Below are 16,455 nucleotides of genomic sequence, written 5' to 3'. Positions count from 1 at the left end.
CATGGGGCATCAGGCCGATGGGGTCCGGCGCGCGGCCGCCTCGACGGGCGTGCCGGGGCCGCTGCACCCCCAGTTCCCGTTCCCGTTCCGTCACCGACTCGAGTACGGAGAGTAATGGATCGTCGCGACACGTGTCATAGGTTCGACGATCGGCCACGTTCCACGCATACGCTGGGAATCTGACCCGGAAACGGTGGGGCAAGGTGGGATTCTCGTTGCTGGCGATCCGGTGGGAACAATGAGTGGCATTCCGTTGCGTGCCCGTGCAGCGATGACCGTCGGTAATGGCCTGGCCTGGATGTCCCGGGCCACGGGCCGGGGCGACGGCTCCGTCATCGGGGGACGGGTCGCGCAGGTGATCGAGCCCCGGCTGTTGAGCAAGCTGGCCCGCCGCCGGAACGTGGCCCTGGTCAGCGCTACCAACGGAAAAACCACCACCACCCGGCTGGTGGCCACCGCGCTCGGGGAGCTCGGTGCGGTCGCCACCAACGAGCACGGCGCCAATATGCCCAGCGGCCACGTCACCGCCCTGGCCGCACAGTCCCGCGCTGCCCATGCCGTCCTCGAAGTGGACGAGAAGTATCTGCCCCAGGTGCTGCGGGAGACGCAGCCCCAGGTCGTGGCCCTGCTCAATCTCAGTCGGGACCAGATGGACCGCGCCACCGAAATCAACCTCCTCGCGAAGCGATGGCGGGACGCCCTGGCCACGTCCGCGAGTCGCGTGGTGGCCAACGCCGACGATCCCCTGGTCGCCTGGGCCGGCCTGGGTGCCCCCAGCGCCGTGTGGGTGTCGGCCGGGCAGCGGTGGAAAGAGGACTCCTGGTGCTGTCCGGAGTGCGGTGGGCACCTGAAGCGGGAAACCGACCCCCTGTGGGAGTGCCCCGAATGTGGCCTCCGCCGTCCCGAGCCCAGCTGGAGCGTGGATCACGACACGGACACCCTGACCGGGCCGGACGGGCAGGAGTATCCGGTGCGGCTACACCTCCCCGGGGACGCCAACCGCGCCAATGCCGCCTTGGCCCTGGCCACCGTCGCCACCTTCGGGATGGAACCGGCAGTGGCCCTACCGCGGATGCGCGAGGTCGCCTCGGTCGCGGGACGCTACACCTCGGTCGATGTGGCCGGGGTGGAGTTGCGCCTCCTGCTGGCGAAGAATCCCGCCGGATGGTTGGAGTCGTTCACGATCCTGGACCCCCCACCGTGCCCCGTGCTCCTGGCCGTGAACGCACGGGGACCCGACGGGCGGGACACCTCCTGGCTGTGGGATGTCGACTACAGCGTGCTGCGAGGACGACAAGTACTGGTTCTGGGGGAGCGGTCCACCGACCTCGCCCTCCGCCTGGACGTGGACGGGGTGGACTTCGAGGTGGTCCCGGAGGGGACCGTGGACGCCGCCCTGCGTCGACTGTCGTCCCAGTGGCCCAAGCTGACAACGGTGGACGTCATCGCCAACTACACCGCCTTCCAGCAGATCCGTGCGGCCTACGGCCGCGTGGTGTGACAGGGGACCACCATGACCGACACCAGCTCCACACTGCGCATCGTCTGGGTGTACCCAGACCTGTTGAGTACCTACGGGGACCAGGGAAACGCGCTGGTTCTCCGGCGCCGGGCCGAACAACGCGGTGTGTGCACCGAGATCGTGCACGTCAACTCCAGTGACCGGGTGCCCCGGGAAGGCGACATCTATCTGCTCGGCGGGGGCGAGGACCGGCCCCAGGTTCTGGCGGCGCACCGGCTGCGGGCTTGCGGTGGACTGCTGCGGGCCGCGGAGGACGGTGCGGTGGTGCTCGCGGTCTGCGCCGGCTACCAGATCGTGGGGGAAAGCTTCGGTGACGACGAGGCCAACCCCCTTCCGGGGGTGGGGCTGCTCGATATCCGCAGCGGCCGGGGACAGCATCGGGCCGTGGGTGAGGTGGTCGCGGACGCGGCGCCGGCCCTGGGAGTGGGGCAGCTCACCGGTTTCGAGAACCACCAGGGACGAACCGCCCTGGGCCCGGGGGTCGCGCCTCTGGCTGAGACCCGGGTTGGCGTGGGCAACGGCGACGGGACCGAGGGGTGTTTCCGCGGGCGGGTGATCGGGTCCTACCTGCACGGGCCGATTCTGCCCCGCAACCCGGCGCTGGCCGACGTGCTGCTGGGCTGGGCCATGGGCGATCTGCCGCCGCTGCCGCCCTCCTGGAGCGAGCGCCTACACGAGGAGCGACTGGCCGCTGCCGGCTGAGCCTCCGCGGGACGCCGCGGGGGCACCTCCCCTGGTCCCGAAACCGAGCCCGACAGTCATGGCTCTAGCTGGCGTGGTTCCGCAGGATTCGGCACACCGACTCCGGAGGGCAGTCGCCCGGATCGGTGGCCTCGGCGATCTCCGCGAGGCGCAGCAGCCGTGCGCGGGCATCGCGCAGTTCCACGAGACGTTCCTCGACCTGCTCCAGATGGGCGGTGAGGATGTCGCGCACATGGGCACAGGGGCGCTGCCCGCTGTCGCTCAGGCGCAGGACCTCGCCAATCTCGGCCAGGGACAGTCCCGCGGCCTGGGCCGAGCGAACAAACCGTAGCCGTTCGACGTCGCCGGGCGCGTAGTCGCGGTATCCAGCGGCTGTGCGTGGCGGCTGCGGCAGGAGCCCGGTCTGCTCGTAGAACCGCACCGTCTTCGCGGTGACCCCGGCCTCGCGCGCGAACTCCCCAATCCGCATTCCTCCACTCTACGCACTTGACCTTCCAGTGCGGGGGAAGGTCTAGCGTGCCCGGTATCCGAGCGCAACGACTGTTCGAGAAAGGGGTGATGTGCCGTGCTGACCGTACTGTCGGTACCGGAGTGCCCCACTGCGGCGATCCTGGAGGAGCGCCTGGCCGAGGTCCTGAGGGACTTCCCGGGCATCGCGGTCCAGCGGGTGGTGGTGACCGAGCAGGCGCAGGCCGAGGAGTGGGGTATGCACGGGTCGCCCACGCTGCTCGTGAACGGCGTCGACCCGATGGCGCCACCCGATACCGTCCCATCGGTCTCCTGTCGGGTCTGCCCGGGTGAGGACCACGACACCTGCCCGGTGCCCACCACCGCACAGATCCGCACGGCGATCGAGAAGGGGCATGCGTGATGGCAGACTGCGGCTGCCGCCTACCGGAGCCGCTGCACGCGGTGTTTGACACCGCCGCGCGCAGCGGCATTCCCGACACCGCCGTACACCGGGCAGCGCATCAGGCCATCCTGCGTTCGTTCGCGAGCTCGGCGCGGCCGCCCAGCCCCGCCGAGCTCGCCGACACAGTCGGCGCGGACCAGGAGCAGCGTGCGGGGGTGCTGGCCGAGCTGGCGCGGAATGACGTGACCGGGCTCGACACCACCGGTGCGATCCGTCTGGCCGATCCCTTCTCCACCCAGCCCACCGCCCACCGCGTGCGCATCAGCGGCGGCGCCACACCGTGGGCGATGTGTGCCGTCGACGCGCTGGGGATCCCAGCGATGTTGCGTACCGATGCCGTGATCGAGTCGGCCGACCCACGGACCGGAGCCGCGGTGATGGTGGAGGCGGCGGCGAGGGCCCGAGCTGGGGATACGTACCCGGCCCGCTGGCAGCCGCGGCATGCGGTTGTCCTCGCTGGGGCGAGGCCCGTCACCGGTCCGGCAGCCTCGGTGTGCTGCGAGACGGTGAACTTCTTCGCCGACCGTGAGGGCGCCGAGGAGTGGTCGCGCCGGAATCCCGAGGTCACCTACACGGTACTCGACCAAGAACAGGCTGTTCGGCTGGGGATTCGGACGTTCGGCACGCTCCTCGGGACACCGTGACGCCCGTGCGGGACCGCGCCGGTCCCGCACGTCCTGCTGGGTCGCGGCTATGCCGGCTTGCGGCGGATCTGAATATCGGCGTTCGCGCCGGTGTCCGGGCTGACAATGACCTCTTGGGCGGCGGCCACACCGTCCACCAAAAACTCGGCATCCACCGGGATGGAGCGTTTCACCAGGGCAAGTCCGATCGGCCCCTGCTCGTGGTGACGGGCGGTGGTGCCCAGTGTGCCCACGGAGCGGCCGTTGTACTCGACCGCGGAGCCGCGGGCGGGAAGCCGGTCGGCGTGCCCGTCCAGATGCAGCATCACCAGTCGACGCGGAGGCCGGCCCAGGTTGTGGACCCGCGCCACGGTCTCCTGGCCGGGGTAGCAGCCCTTCTCCAGGTGCACAGCTGGACCCACCCAGCCCATCTCGTGCGGAATGGCACGGTGGTCGCTGTCCAGACCGTGTCGCGGGCGGTGCTCGGCCACGCGCAGCGCCTCGTAGGCCCACAGTCCCGCCGGTCGGACTCCAGCGTTGCTGAGTTCCGTGGCGACGTCCACCAACCACTCCCGCGGCACGAATAGGTCGGTTTCATGCTCGGCCTGACGCAGCACGAGCTGTGGACCTTCCGGGCGGTCGGCCAGTAGCTCACCGGGGTCGATCTGGGAACGTTGCGGGCCGCGCAGGGTCAGCACTCCGTAGTCCGCGGTGCGGTCGGCGACCTCAACCCGCAACATGAACCGCATCGAGTCCAGAAACGCCGCCAGGTCCGCCGCACCGCCGGGCTCGGTGTGGATCCACACCGCGGTGCCGTCTTCCACCAGAGTCAGATGGTGGTTGATCCGCCCGTTGGTGTCCATGAGCAGCGCCTCGGTGGCGCTGCCCGGAGTCAGACCGTCCAGATACTGGCTGGTGAGGCTGTGCAGCCAACCCAGCCGGTCCGGTCCGCTGACCTGCACCACACCACGGTTGCTGCGGTCGACCCAGCCCACGGCACTGTCCAGGGCGCGCTGTTCGGCGACCGGTTCGCCGTAGTGGGCGGCGATGTCGGTGTCGGGCTCCTCGGCGGCGACGGCGCCGGGGCGGTCCAGCAAGCTCGATTCCCCCATGCCTGCGAGCCTATGCGGATGGCCTCGGTGGTCAACCCGCGTGGGTCGGGAAGCGAGAGTGCCGGCGTGCGAAAAACTTCTTGCCCGATCTGGTGACGTGCCCTAATGTCGATCGCACGCGGGAAAGGAGGTGGTCCGAAGAATGCATGCTTATCGGACTCGCGAGGTGTCCGTCCGCTAGGGCAGCCCTCGGTAGGGATTCGCCCAGCGAATCCACAACGGACACCCAGGCTCCCGGGTGACCGGCCTAGTCCAGCCGGTCCCGCCGTTGCCGTCCCGGCCGCGGTGGAGTAGGCCCGGGAGCCTGCCCATGTCGGGGGTGGCCGTTGTCCCGGTTCTGTGGGGGTGCGTCGGTTCGCGCCTCCGCTACGGGCCACACACGACCGTCCGTCCTGCTGGACGGTCCCTGGCGCTGGCAGGTTTCGACTGCGGGGCGGACACCCCGTGCGGCGTCAGGCCACGCGCTTGAGCTGCGCGGACATGTAGGACTGAAGTTCGTGCCCGTGCGCGGCCAGATCCCAGGCGTAGCCGAGGTTTTCCCGGTCTTCCCCGATCAGGCCATAGAGACGGTGGCTGGCGGTGGCCTGCAAGCCGGTCTCGGTACGCATCACCACGTCGGTGTACATCTCGATGCGGTTGGCGAACACGTTGCCGACGTACACCTCACTGAACCCTTCGGGGTGCGAGATGAGGGCCTCGACGTGAACGGTCTTCTCCGGATCCTCGCTGTCACCGGTGCCTGTCCCGGTGTCGTTGGTGTCCTCATCCAGCCGGACCCGCCAGTACCCGGACTCCGCGGTCACGAACTCGCCGAGGGAGCCGTCCGGGTTCATGCGCCACACCCGGCTCGTGTAGTTCAGGTAGGGCAGGCCGTCGTGGCTGAACTCGACCTCCTGACCGAACTGGAACTCCTCCGCCTCCGGGTATCCGGCCACTCCAACGCCCTCCCAGCGACCAATGAGGAACGCGATACGGGCCAGTGCCGGGTGCTGTTCTACGTGCATAGTCCCCGAGACTAGCGGCCGCCAGGGGGCACCTGGTCCCGGAACACGTCGATGGGTCGCTGCGGTGTTCGCCACGGTCCGCACCGACGTCATCCAGTGTTCGTTCCCGGTGTTTGTCGATGAGGTACTACTGTGCACAACCATCTGCCACGCACGGGAGTTGGGCATCGGTGCGGGGTGGTAGTCAGGGGCGGGGCAGTTGATCGGTGAGGGCTTGGGAGGCGGAAACGGTGACGGGCTTGGGGATCGCGCTGGTCGTGCTGGTGGCGACGGGGCTGCTGGTACTACTGTGGCGCAGCCGGCGGGCCAACAGCGGCAGCGCCGCCCTGTCCCCGTCCGAGGCGCGATCCCGGGTCGGGGAGCGGGTAACGGTGCGTGGTCGAGCCACCGTGGGCACGTGTGGGGTGCAGGCCTCCGGACTGGCTGGGGTGGAATGTGTCTGGCACGGCCACGAGGTGCTGCGCCACTACTGGGCATCGCCCACGGAGGGTGCGGATGCCGCGGCGTCCGGCCCCGAACGCGCGCGCCGGGCCGACTCGATCGCCGAGTACGCTGCGGAGACTGACTTCGGCCTCACGGCGGAGACACCGGATGACGCCGCCGGGATGCTGGTGGACCCTACGGGGGCGGAGGTGAGCCAGGTGCGGCTGTGCCTGCGACGGGTGGTGGGTCCGAGCCAGCCGGGAGCGCGGGTGGCGGGGGACGACCTCCTCAACCGGGTCCGCGGTCAGATCATCGGGGTATTCCGCGGTGAGACCATCGAGTTCGAGTACCGCGAGTGGGCTGTGTGCCCGGGTGACCTGCTCGAGGTGCACGGCCAGGTCGTTCTGCGCGACGGCCGTGCCGTACTGGCCGCACCGGACGGCCAGAAGCTGCATATCGCGCACGTCGTCCCGGCCGAGGCCCGGAACTGACCTCAGACCTCCAGCAACAGGGTCATCGGACCCTCGTTGGTGAGGCTGACCGACATTTGGGCCCCGAACGCCCCCGTCTCGACGCGCGCACCGAGCTGCTCAAGCTCGGTGACAACCTGCTCAACCATCGGTTCGGCCACCGGCCCCGGAGCGGCCGCGTGCCAGGTCGGCCGTCGACCCTTGCGAGCGTCGCCGTACAGGGTGAACTGACTGACCACCAGGAGTGGGGCACCCAACTCGGCACAGGACCGTTCGTCCCGCAGTAGCCGGAGATTCCACAGTTTCGCGGCCAGGCGACGCGCCTCCTCCTTCCCGTCGGTGTGGGTTACCCCCACCAGGGCCAGCAGCCCTTCCTCCCGCAGCTCGCCGACCACCGCCTGCTCGACGGTGACCTTGGCGCTGCTCACACGTTGAACCACGGCACGCAATGCCGGCTTCCCCCAATCAGCTCGTGCTCAGATGAACGTGCGGAACGGTCGAGTGCTGGAGATCACCCCGGACAGGGTCACCACGAAGGTCGATATGGAGCGGGCGACATCGTCGCGGTGCCAGGTGTCGGGGCCGTGGAACCACGGCAGGTCCTCGTTGCGGAGCTCCGTCGCGAGGATGCGAACCCAGACGTTCACATTGTCGAAGATGATCGCGTACGGCAGGTAGTGGGAGAACACGGAAAGCCGTTCCTCTTCGGGAATGTCGCTGGCCCGGGCCCGCTGTAGGTAGCGGCGGAAACCGAGGGTGTGCGCCAGAACAGTACTTCCACGGGCGGTTTTGGCCGGCATGTAGTTCGCACCGACCGTGACCGCGGCCCCAGCGATGATCACCGCGAGGCCGATGAAGGCCAGCGTGGTCTGGATCGCCAGAACGACCGTCAGCACCATCCCCGCCGCCGTGAGCACCATCCCGCGGGTGGTCCACCGGTTGCGGACCTTGTTGGGCCGACGGGCGAACCACCCCAGATGCACCATGTCCCGATAGAGCTCGTCCCGAGCCTCGGCCAGGCGGTCCGCGAACCCCTCGCCCAGATCCGAGACTCGGATCGTGTCTCCGTCCTGGAACAGTGCATCCAGCACCAGCTGCTCGTAGGGAAGGAGCCGGTCGTTGGCCGGCGGGGTGGCGCTGCGGAACAGGCGCCAGTCCACGGCGGCCAGCCGCTCCACGCCCGCACGGCCGGACGCCGGAAGTTCCTCGATCTCCATGTAGCCGCGCACAGCCAGATCCACCACGGTCGCCGTGATGTCGACCACGTCGGCCTGCTCGTCGACCAGGGTGCCGATCTGGCCCGGGTGCACACCATCGGGTGGTTCGAACCGCATCCCGGAGCTTTCACAGACCACCGGCGCATGGTCGCCGGCGGCCATCTCCGCCCGTTGGATCCGTTCCTCCCGACCCCGGGCACGGATCAGCAGCACCAGCCCCCCGACGAGCACCAGCAGGATGGCCGCAAACACCCCACCGGTGAGCGGCGTGATGCGGAAGGCCGAGGTCAGCGAGAACGGGCGATCGGTGATCGGACCGTAGGCCGGGCTCTCCCCGGGATAGTTCACGTTGATCCGCAAGATCTCGCCCGGGGCGAGCTCAGCCTGGGTGAACTGGGCGATCAACGCCTCGTGTCCACCCATACCAGAGGAGGTGCAGTAGATGGTGCTGCGGGGATCCCCGGCCGCGCAGGACAGGGCACTGGGGGGAAGCGGCGCGTCTACCTCGATCTGGGTTTCGGCGACCGGCCGGCTGTAGCCACCCACCGCCAGCCAGTCCAGTTCCACCCGGTCACCGAGATGCACCGTAGCCCCCCGGACCTCGTACCGCAGGACCAGGGTGGGAACAGCTCCCGGCGTCGGAGAGCTGACCTGTGAGGTGTCCATGACCAGCCTGGTCACTTCGCGGCCCGCATCGGTCTGCACATCGACCCGGGAGCCGGCATGGTCCTCGGCCCGCACGCCGTCGATCGGATAGAGCTGATCCAACTCGCTGTCGTAGGGCTCACGTACCAGGAAGGTGCGGGTGAACTCCTCGGGAACCTCGCCGGCGAAACTGATCCGCTCGGTGACCCGAAGGACACCGTCGCGGTCGATGACCAGCCGCATCTGGTTGGCGATACCGTCGCCCGCCTCGACGGTGTCGAGCGTGGACGGTGGACCGGACGTGGGCTCCGTGCCCGGCTGCGCGGAATCCTGTAGGGGCGTGGTGACGCCCAGTAGCGCGGGCAGCCCGAACACCACGAGCACCACCGTGCCCGCGCCCCTGAGCCGACGTCGCAACCACCACATCGCGAAGTGAGCCTATCCGGTGCCGTTCGGGGCGGCACGATCCAGCCCGATCGTGGTGACCAGGGCAACGTGGCCATGATCGGCCGCGACAGGCCCTCGCTGCGACGTCACCGCCACCTGCATAATTGGAAAGTTGCTCCTGAATACGAGCTGAACGTGGCACAGGTCATGGCTGAGCTAAGGATGGTGAGGACGGAATCCATGCTGGTGCGGGAGAAACGTTCCGGACTGCGGCCCCGGCCGCACCAGCAGCGCCAACGGTTCAGTTTCGGGGTCCTCGGGGTGGTCGCGGCGGGGCTGGGCGCCATCGGGCTCGCCGGATTCGTCAGTGCCGCGACGATCATGGAGGAACAGGCCAGCGGAACCGCACTGGCGCCCGCGGCCCCCGCCAGTGAGATGGAACCCACCGGCGCGACCTCCGAGATCCCCGAGGAAGGGGCCGGATCCGAGGGCATCGAGCACGAGATTCTCGTTGCCAACGCCCTGTACGACACCGGGCCTCTGGACAGCAGCGACTGCCCCGCACCCGACCTCGACGTCACCGAGCCAGAGTCGATGGAGGCCTACCTACACGAGCTCACGGACTGCCTGGACGACACCTGGGAACGACAGTTCGACACCGCCGACCTCGCGTTCAGCCCCCCGACCCGCGTGTACTGGATGACCGAGGGACAAAGCCCCTGTGGGCGTTATCCCGCCGCCGACACGGCCGCGTTCTACTGCCGTGCCAACCAGGCCCTGTACCTGGGGGTGGAACACATTGTGGAAAACACCCAGCACGCCAAGGAGCCCGAAAAGTACTCCATGCTGCTGAGCCACGAGTACGGGCACCACGTGCAGGGAGAAGCCGGGATCCTGGACTACTACCAGGCCACGCGGGGGGCCGAGAGCACCGCGGAACGCAAGGAGGCCTGGACCCGTCGCAGTGAGCTCCAGGCCAACTGTCTGGGCGGTGCCTTCCTGGGATCGGTTGCGGAGAGTTTCCCGATTGGGGAGGAGGAGCGCGGGAATATCCTCGAAGATGTGCGAACCCGCGGTGACGTCGAGCCGGAGCGCCAACGGACCCACGGCACACCGGAGAACGGGGCGATGTGGACCGAGCACGGCCTGGACCGGCAGGATCCGGCCGCCTGCAACACCTGGGACGCACGGGATGAGCTGGTCGAGTAGTCGATCGAGTGGAGGAACGTGCGGCTGAGTTCGCGGAGCGCCCTGCACGCGGCACTCGCGGTTGTGGCACTTCTCCTGGCCACACTCGTGTGGACCGTGGTCCGAGCCGAGCCCGCACCACAGCCGTCCGAGACGTCGCAGACCGACCGCGCCGACCAGGCGGGTCAGTCGACCGACTCCACGGAGACGCCTGCGGATGAACCCGCCTTCCCGCGCCCCCAGGGGCAGGACCTGGGGGCGGCCGAACCGGGCCAGCAGGACCAGCACAGCCCCGGAGGTGCCGGCCCGGATGCGGCCACACCGGACGCGGACGCCGCAGATGAGGACAGCAACGACGACACGCGCAGACCCAGCGGGGCGGAAGCGCTCCTGGACAATCCCCTCTACGGCACCGAGCCACTCGCCCCCCGGCCCTGCCCGGTTCCGGACCTGAACGTGCACGACTCCACGTCCATGGAGACCTTCCTCAACGCGGTCGCCGACTGTCTCGATGATGCCTGGTCCACCCAGTTCGCCCGGGCGGATCTTCCGTTCGAGCCCGCGAACCGGGTGTTCTGGTCCGAGCCCGGGACCAGCCCCTGTCGCGACTACCCCTCGGCCGCCGGTGCCTTCTACTGCCGGGCCAGCTCCGGAATCTACATCGGGACCTCCGACGTGGTGGAGAAGTGGCTGGGCGAGACCAACGGCGTCGTCTACGCCTCCCTGCTGAGCCACGAGTACGCGCACCATGTCCAAAGTGAGGCCGGACTGTTGGAGTACTACCACGACCAGCGCAGTGAGGCCCCCACCACCGCCGAACGCAACGAGTGGACCCGCCGCAGCGAACTTCAGGCGGACTGTCTGGCCGGGGTGTTCCTCGGCTCCATCGCGGTCACCTATCCCCTCGATGAGGACGACGTACAGGTGCTCCTGGAGGACGCGCGGGCCACCGCCGATGACACCAGCGCCGCGGGCCGGGGGGAGCAGGACGAGCTCGACGAGGACGAACGCACCCACGGGACTGCGGACAACAGCGAATACTGGACCCACGCGGGGTTCACCGAGCAGCGACCCGGCGCATGTAACACCTGGACCGCCGACGAGGAACTGGTGCAGTGACCATCGACCCCCACCCCACCACCCCCGATGTTGTCGAGCTCCGCATTCACGGAGTCAGCGGGGGTGTGGCGACCGAACTGCTGGACGTTGTCCCGGTGAAACGGGTGGGCGGGGACGAGCTCGCCGGCTTTTTCCAGCGACGCACGGCCGCAGACGCCGAGACCCGCCCCGGCGTTCGCCGTGAGGTTTTCGCCTGGGGCAACCTCACCTCCGGTACTCCCACCCGGGCACTGTGGCTCCTCCTGTTTCCGTTTCTCCTGGTCAATCTGGCCTACTGGATGCGGCCGCGACGCCTCGGCCCGGGCGCCAGCCGCCGGCACCTGTGGGCCAATCACGGTTACGGTGCCGTGGTCCGACTGCTCGCACTGAGCCTCACCGCGTTGCTCATCACCGCGGCCGCCGGGATCGGCATGGATCTCGTGGCCTGGCAGTGCGCCGGCTACGGCACCGACTGTGCCGAGCTGCGCCCCTGGCTGGGATTCCTGGCCGCCCCCGGCGCCCCCCTGGCCCAAACGGGGACCGCACTCGTGGTCGGGGCGGTACTTCCCCTGCTCGTCCTCGTGGTGCTGTGGCGGCTCTCCCGGCGTACCGGCGGCCGGTTCGAGGCTGTGTGCGCCGGCGAAGAGCCCCACGCGGCCCCCCGGTCGGCCACGGGCACAACCGTCCAGGACGACCCCAACACCCCCGCCCCGATCGCGCAGCATCCCGCCCCCCTCAGCCACCCGGATTTCTGGCGCGGATACCGTCTGGTTGGCGGCCTCCGCTGTTTACACATCGCGCTGGCCTGCTGTGTTATCGCCGCACTGCTGATCACAGCGCCTCTGGGGTGGGACCACGAACCTGCCGCCCGCCTGACCGGGTTCGGCCTGGCTCTGCTGCTGGCGATCCTCACCACCTGCTGTGTGGCACTGGTAGCCGTTCCGGACTCGGCCTGGCACGGCTGGGCGGATCCCATCGGCCGTTGGGTGCGGAACCTCGCCCTGGCCGCTGTGCTCGCTGCCGCCGGCTATGCCGCACTGTGGCCCCGTCCCACCTGGACCCCCGACGGGTCCCTGCCGGGGCTCGCCACCCTGCTCACCGCGCTGTTCACGATCCAGGCGGTCCTAGTGCTGATACTTGCGGTCCTCGCGATCGCCCTGTACCGCGGCAGTCGGGCCCGTGCCACCACGGCGATGCGCGGAATGGCGGGTCCAGCGGCAGCGCTGCTCGGCCTGTTCCTCGGCGGTGTGTTCAGCGCGGCCCTCGGCACCCAGGTACCCGAATGGCTCGGGGGATGCCTGTATCCGGGAGCGGAGCAGGCCGGCTGCCTGGCCTTCACCACTCCGGTGGTTTACCCGTGGCTCCAGCTGACCCTGGTGCTGGTGGCAGCCACAACCGTCGTGGTCCTCCCACTGGTGTGGCTGCTGGAACGACGCAGACACGCCCGGGCCGGACGCCTGGCCGCGCGCACCTACACCGACTGGACCGAGCATCCACAACGCCAGGACCGCGTTACCCGCGCCATCGCCCATGGCCAGCTCACCGAACGCCTGCCGTTGCTGGCGACCATCATGCTCGTCCCGGTGCTCGCACTCACCGGCACCATACTCGTGGCCGCAGTCGGCGGATGGCTCTTCCCGCTGCCCCCGGACGGTGGCCAGGCCAGCCTGACACCCCAGGCGCTCGGCACGTACGGCCCCGGCTGGCTCGGTTCGCTGCTGGCATGGCTCGTTCCGGCCGGCTCACTGCTGGGAGCCCTGCTCCTGGGCGCATTGGTGTGGCTGGGCCGTGCCGCGTACCAGGACAAGCCCACCCGCCAGATGCTGGGGATCGTGTGGGATATTGGCACCTTCTGGCCCCGCGGGGCCCATCCGCTGGCCCCGCCGTGCTACACCGAGCGGGCCGTGCCCCAGCTGGTGTGCCGGGTCACGGAACTCACCCGTAGCGGCAGCGCGGTGCTGTTCTCCGGCCACTCCCAGGGCTCGGTGCTGGCGGCCGCCGCCGTGTGGCAGCTTCCCCACCATGCCCAGGACCGAGTGGCCCTACTCACACACGGCTCTCCCCTGTACCGGCTCTACGCCCGCTACTTCCCGAGCTACTTCGGGCCGGCCGCACTGGACGATCTGGCCACGCGCATCAGCCACTGGCGCAACCTGTGGCGCGCCACCGACGCGATCGGTGGGCCGATCCATCTCAGCCGGGAAACCATCCCGCAGTGTGCACCCCTGCCCGATCCGCGGGCGCTACGCCGCGCGCCGGGGGAGGCGTTGCCGCCGCCCATCTCCGGGCACGCCTGGTACACCCGCGACGCCGCCTACGCGTCCACCCTGTGGGAACTCGTCCGTCATCTCTGCGGCTGGAACGATTCCGAGGCACAGGTTTCCGAGGGTGAGACCTCCATACCCGAACCGCGGAGCCAGTCCGGAACCGGCCACTCGGGGCGGCCTGTCGACCAGTGACGAGTGTTGGCTCGCCCCACGGGGCAGTACAACCAGGGCTTGCCTTCTTGGGGGGAGCGAGGCTGGGCCTGGCCTGGCGACGTCCGCTCCGTCCTCGTCCCCGACCCCACCCCCTTGGGAAGGGGAGGGGGTTGTGGTCGCGGCAATCGTCGATCCGCACGCGCCGTCTCGGCCGCCGGCGGCGTCGCGCCCCGGTGGTTACCGCTGGTGTCCCGTTCCCTGGGGCGCTCCCCCGCACGGCGGCCAACGGGACGTGGGGGCGGCGCGTAGTCCTGGGGGTGCCCCGTGATGGGGGTGCCATGGGCCACTCAACGACGACTCCCACGGTGGGGCGCCTGCGGCGCGTGATTCATCCACAGGCGCCCAGGTGATGGTCGTTGGTTACGGGTGCGCGCGGCCGGTGGCTACCGCAGCGCGTGCAGCTAACCGCAGTCACCAGCGCCACACCCTCTGAAGAACCCGGCGCGAGGACGTCTCCTGCCATCCGGCGGGTGGTGGCCGCGGGCGGCGTCGCGTCCGGGGGTGCCCTCCGCCGCACCACGGCCAACGAGCGCGGGGGAGCGGCGGCTGCTGGGCGTATCCCTTCGTGCAGAGTGGGTGGTGCGGGCGGATTCCTCTGCTCCGGTTGATGGTGGCCCGGGGGCTATGAGGTGGGGGCCGGGTTTCTGATGGACCGCAGGGATGTGCACAGCGGCCCCCACTCACCGCTGGCCACCGCACGCAGGGCCATCCGGCCCAACAGAACACCCCCAGCACACCCCGTATCCCGCTGGCCGTCGTGCAGAAAACCACGCCGCCCCCCCCACCACGGAGCCACCCCGCGGGCGCCGCACCCACGTCCCCGCTGGCCACCGTGCCGGAAAACGCTCCCCGGGCAGCGGGAGGCGCCCCCGCGGGCGCCGCACCCACGTCCCCGCTGGCCGTCGTGCGGGGGAGCGCCCCAGGGAACGGGACACCAGCGGTAACCACCGGGACGCGACGCCGCCGGCGGCCGAGACGGCGCGTGCCGCAACCAATCACCGTCACCCGCACGTTCCCCGGGGAGCGTGCGGGTGCGGGAGCGTCCCGAACGCCTCCTGCTGGCTCTCATGTACACCCGGCGGGGCTGCCCCCATGGCCCAGGGTGGGTGCGGCTGCTGTCCCTCTCGCCTGGGCGGATCGGCGCGCATCAGCGCAGCCAGTAGCGCTCACTCGACAACGGAGCGTTCCTGGCCTCCGCCCATTCCCACCGAGGCGGCACGACCAGCACCCCACCCCGCAGACCTGCCAAAAACCAGCCCTAACGGGGGCCGTACGGGCCCCGCCCCCCGGTGATCGCGTTCAGGGCCGGCCGCACGTCCAGCAGGTAGATTCCCGCGACGATACCGGCAGCGATCGTGAGGAACAGGATGCGGGAACCACCGAACACGGTGATAAACCCGACCAGGGTCGCCACCCCCAGCAGAATCAGCCAGAGCTGTTTGGTCTGCTTGTCCGTCGCCACGAACGCTTCCGCGGGGCGCTTCGCCGCATCCACCAGCGCGTACAGCGAGACCACGAAAACCGCGACGAAGATCAGCCAGAACAGGATATTGGCGACCGAAGTCACTCCCGGGATTGTCACCAGCGCGGCATCCATCGAACCCCACCCTCGACGTTCAACCCGCCAGGCGCGGGTTGGCTTCCTTCTTCAGACTAAACGCGCGAGGCACCCCGTGCGTGCCCGAGCCGCCCGAGTGGCTACCACGCTTCCCGCTAGAACGGGATCTTCCACAGGGCCATGGTGGTGGTCATCAGCGTGGTGGCGAACAGCAGCGCCCCGGCTGTCGCCGTGCGGGACAGCTCCAGGGTCGGGTCCAACAGGCGGGATACCCGGGTCACCACCTCGGGCTCGGACGAGTCCGCCTGCGCGGCCAGCGCCCCGGGCGGAACCGTGCCCTTGCCACTGGATCCGAACCGCAGCAGCGCCGTGGCTAGTTCCCGGGCGCAGTGGGTGCGGCGGGCGTGATCGTCGGCACAGATTTCGATCAACAGAGCGACCGCGCTGTAGCAGGACTCGACGAACGGCACCTTCGGAAACGCGCGCTTGAGCGAGGAGAACGGAAGCAACACCAGGTCGTGACGCTGCCGTAGATGCGCGTGCTCATGCGCGAGCACCGCGGACAACTCCCGCCGTTGGAGCACAGCGACCGCCCCGGTACTGATCACCACCTGCGCACCGGTGATCCCGGGCAGGCAGTAGGCGGCGGTTCCCGGATGGTCGAGCACGCGCGCGCCGGGAACCTCGGGATCATCCCGGGCCACCAGCCGCAGCAGCTCCCGGTGCCGACGCCGGGTACGCAGCACCTGGAACAGGGACACCGCCAGCGCGGAACACAGCAGCGCGGTCAGCGCCAGGGCGGCCAGAAGCGCCCCCAGCTCGGCGGCGCCGAAGGGGGAGGCGTCCAGCCGGGCCAGCGAAACTCCCCCGGAGCGGGCCTCGGCGTACAGCGCCGAGATTCCCCCGACCACGCCCAAGCCGTACGGGGCGACAGCGAAGGCGAGTAGGGCGCCGATCGTTGCGATACCCCACGCCAGCCCCAGTGCCTGCCAGACAACCACGGCGACGTGCGGTCCACGGATGGGCCAGGAGGCACGGCGCAGACACACCGCTCCCAGCAGGCATCCCACCGAGATCGCGGTAAGAAGCGCGGCACTGACCATACGGTTGCGT

The 16,455-nt window shown here is 69.6% G+C and carries 15 protein-coding genes; 8 read left to right on the top strand and 7 right to left on the bottom strand.

All coding sequences use genetic code 11. The annotated features are described in order from the left end of the window. Positions 1-238 precede the first annotated feature (238 nt). Positions 239-1,501, top strand: coding sequence for a Mur ligase family protein (locus RIF23_RS08090; protein ID WP_310911784.1), 1,263 nt, complete (start codon positions 239-241; stop codon positions 1,499-1,501). A gap of 12 nt (positions 1,502-1,513) precedes the next feature. Continuing rightward, positions 1,514-2,224: a type 1 glutamine amidotransferase gene (locus tag RIF23_RS08085; RefSeq protein WP_310911783.1), complete on the top strand. Its 711-nt coding sequence runs from the start codon at positions 1,514-1,516 to the stop codon at positions 2,222-2,224. Positions 2,225-2,288: 64 nt separating this feature from the next. On the opposite strand, the gene RIF23_RS08080 is transcribed toward RIF23_RS08085, so the two are convergent. Further along, positions 2,289-2,693 carry a heavy metal-responsive transcriptional regulator gene (locus tag RIF23_RS08080; protein WP_310911782.1) on the bottom strand — a complete coding sequence of 135 codons (405 nt, stop codon included), beginning with the start codon at positions 2,691-2,693 and terminating at the stop codon, positions 2,289-2,291. A gap of 96 nt (positions 2,694-2,789) precedes the next feature. Here RIF23_RS08080 and RIF23_RS08075 point away from each other — a divergent pair, with 96 nt between their 5' ends. Next, a complete protein-coding gene (locus RIF23_RS08075; protein WP_310911781.1) occupies positions 2,790-3,095 on the top strand; it encodes a hypothetical protein in 306 nt (101 codons plus the stop codon). After that, complete coding sequence (locus RIF23_RS08070) at positions 3,095-3,781, top strand: alkylmercury lyase family protein (RefSeq protein ID WP_310912097.1); 687 nt, start codon at positions 3,095-3,097, stop codon at positions 3,779-3,781. Before RIF23_RS08075 ends, RIF23_RS08070 begins: the two co-directional genes overlap by 1 nt. A gap of 47 nt (positions 3,782-3,828) precedes the next feature. Here RIF23_RS08070 and ygfZ read toward each other — a convergent pair whose 3' ends face one another. Together ygfZ and RIF23_RS08060 are read right to left on the bottom strand one after the other, a co-directional pair. Continuing rightward, a complete protein-coding gene (ygfZ, locus tag RIF23_RS08065) occupies positions 3,829-4,872 on the bottom strand; it encodes a CAF17-like 4Fe-4S cluster assembly/insertion protein YgfZ (protein WP_310911780.1) in 1,044 nt (347 codons plus the stop codon). Positions 4,873-5,324: 452 nt separating this feature from the next. Continuing rightward, positions 5,325-5,876 carry a nitrobindin family protein gene (locus RIF23_RS08060; protein WP_310911778.1) on the bottom strand — a complete coding sequence of 184 codons (552 nt, stop codon included), beginning with the start codon at positions 5,874-5,876 and terminating at the stop codon, positions 5,325-5,327. A gap of 206 nt (positions 5,877-6,082) precedes the next feature. On the opposite strand from RIF23_RS08060, the gene RIF23_RS08055 reads away from it, so the two are divergent. Next, a complete protein-coding gene (locus RIF23_RS08055) occupies positions 6,083-6,790 on the top strand; it encodes a hypothetical protein (RefSeq protein WP_310911777.1) in 708 nt (235 codons plus the stop codon). A 2-nt stretch (positions 6,791-6,792) separates the two neighbouring features. On the opposite strand, the gene dtd is transcribed toward RIF23_RS08055, so the two are convergent. Both dtd and RIF23_RS08045 read right to left on the bottom strand, forming a co-directional pair. Beyond that, on the bottom strand, positions 6,793-7,218 hold the full coding sequence (gene dtd / locus RIF23_RS08050) for a D-aminoacyl-tRNA deacylase (protein ID WP_310911776.1): 426 nt from the start codon (positions 7,216-7,218) through the stop codon (positions 6,793-6,795). A 27-nt stretch (positions 7,219-7,245) separates the two neighbouring features. Further along, positions 7,246-9,006 carry a DUF2207 domain-containing protein gene (locus RIF23_RS08045; RefSeq protein ID WP_310911775.1) on the bottom strand — a complete coding sequence of 587 codons (1,761 nt, stop codon included), beginning with the start codon at positions 9,004-9,006 and terminating at the stop codon, positions 7,246-7,248. A gap of 252 nt (positions 9,007-9,258) precedes the next feature. On the opposite strand from RIF23_RS08045, the gene RIF23_RS08040 reads away from it, so the two are divergent. From RIF23_RS08040 to RIF23_RS08030, 3 genes are read left to right on the top strand one after another with little or no spacing between them, the layout of a single operon-like run. Further along, positions 9,259-10,227: a neutral zinc metallopeptidase gene (locus RIF23_RS08040; protein ID WP_310911774.1), complete on the top strand. Its 969-nt coding sequence runs from the start codon at positions 9,259-9,261 to the stop codon at positions 10,225-10,227. An 18-nt stretch (positions 10,228-10,245) separates the two neighbouring features. Then, complete coding sequence (locus RIF23_RS08035) at positions 10,246-11,325, top strand: neutral zinc metallopeptidase (RefSeq protein WP_310911773.1); 1,080 nt, start codon at positions 10,246-10,248, stop codon at positions 11,323-11,325. Further along, the gene (locus RIF23_RS08030; protein ID WP_310911772.1) at positions 11,322-13,763 is read left to right on the top strand and encodes a hypothetical protein; all 2,442 of its coding nucleotides are present in this window, start codon (positions 11,322-11,324) and stop codon (positions 13,761-13,763) included. The genes RIF23_RS08035 and RIF23_RS08030 overlap by 4 nt, the downstream gene beginning before the upstream one ends. Before the next feature lie 1,279 nt (positions 13,764-15,042). Here RIF23_RS08030 and RIF23_RS08025 read toward each other — a convergent pair. Then, on the bottom strand, positions 15,043-15,381 hold the full coding sequence (locus tag RIF23_RS08025; protein ID WP_310911771.1) for a DUF2516 family protein: 339 nt from the start codon (positions 15,379-15,381) through the stop codon (positions 15,043-15,045). A gap of 116 nt (positions 15,382-15,497) precedes the next feature. Then, the gene (locus RIF23_RS08020) at positions 15,498-16,445 is read right to left on the bottom strand and encodes a M56 family metallopeptidase (RefSeq protein ID WP_310911770.1); all 948 of its coding nucleotides are present in this window, start codon (positions 16,443-16,445) and stop codon (positions 15,498-15,500) included. Between the last annotated feature and the right edge of the window lie 10 nt (positions 16,446-16,455).

This window comes from Lipingzhangella rawalii (assembly GCF_031628175.1).
In the GTDB taxonomy this organism is placed as follows: domain Bacteria; phylum Actinomycetota; class Actinomycetes; order Streptosporangiales; family Streptosporangiaceae; genus Lipingzhangella_A; species Lipingzhangella_A rawalii.
This window is presented reverse-complemented; position numbering and strand designations above follow the sequence as displayed.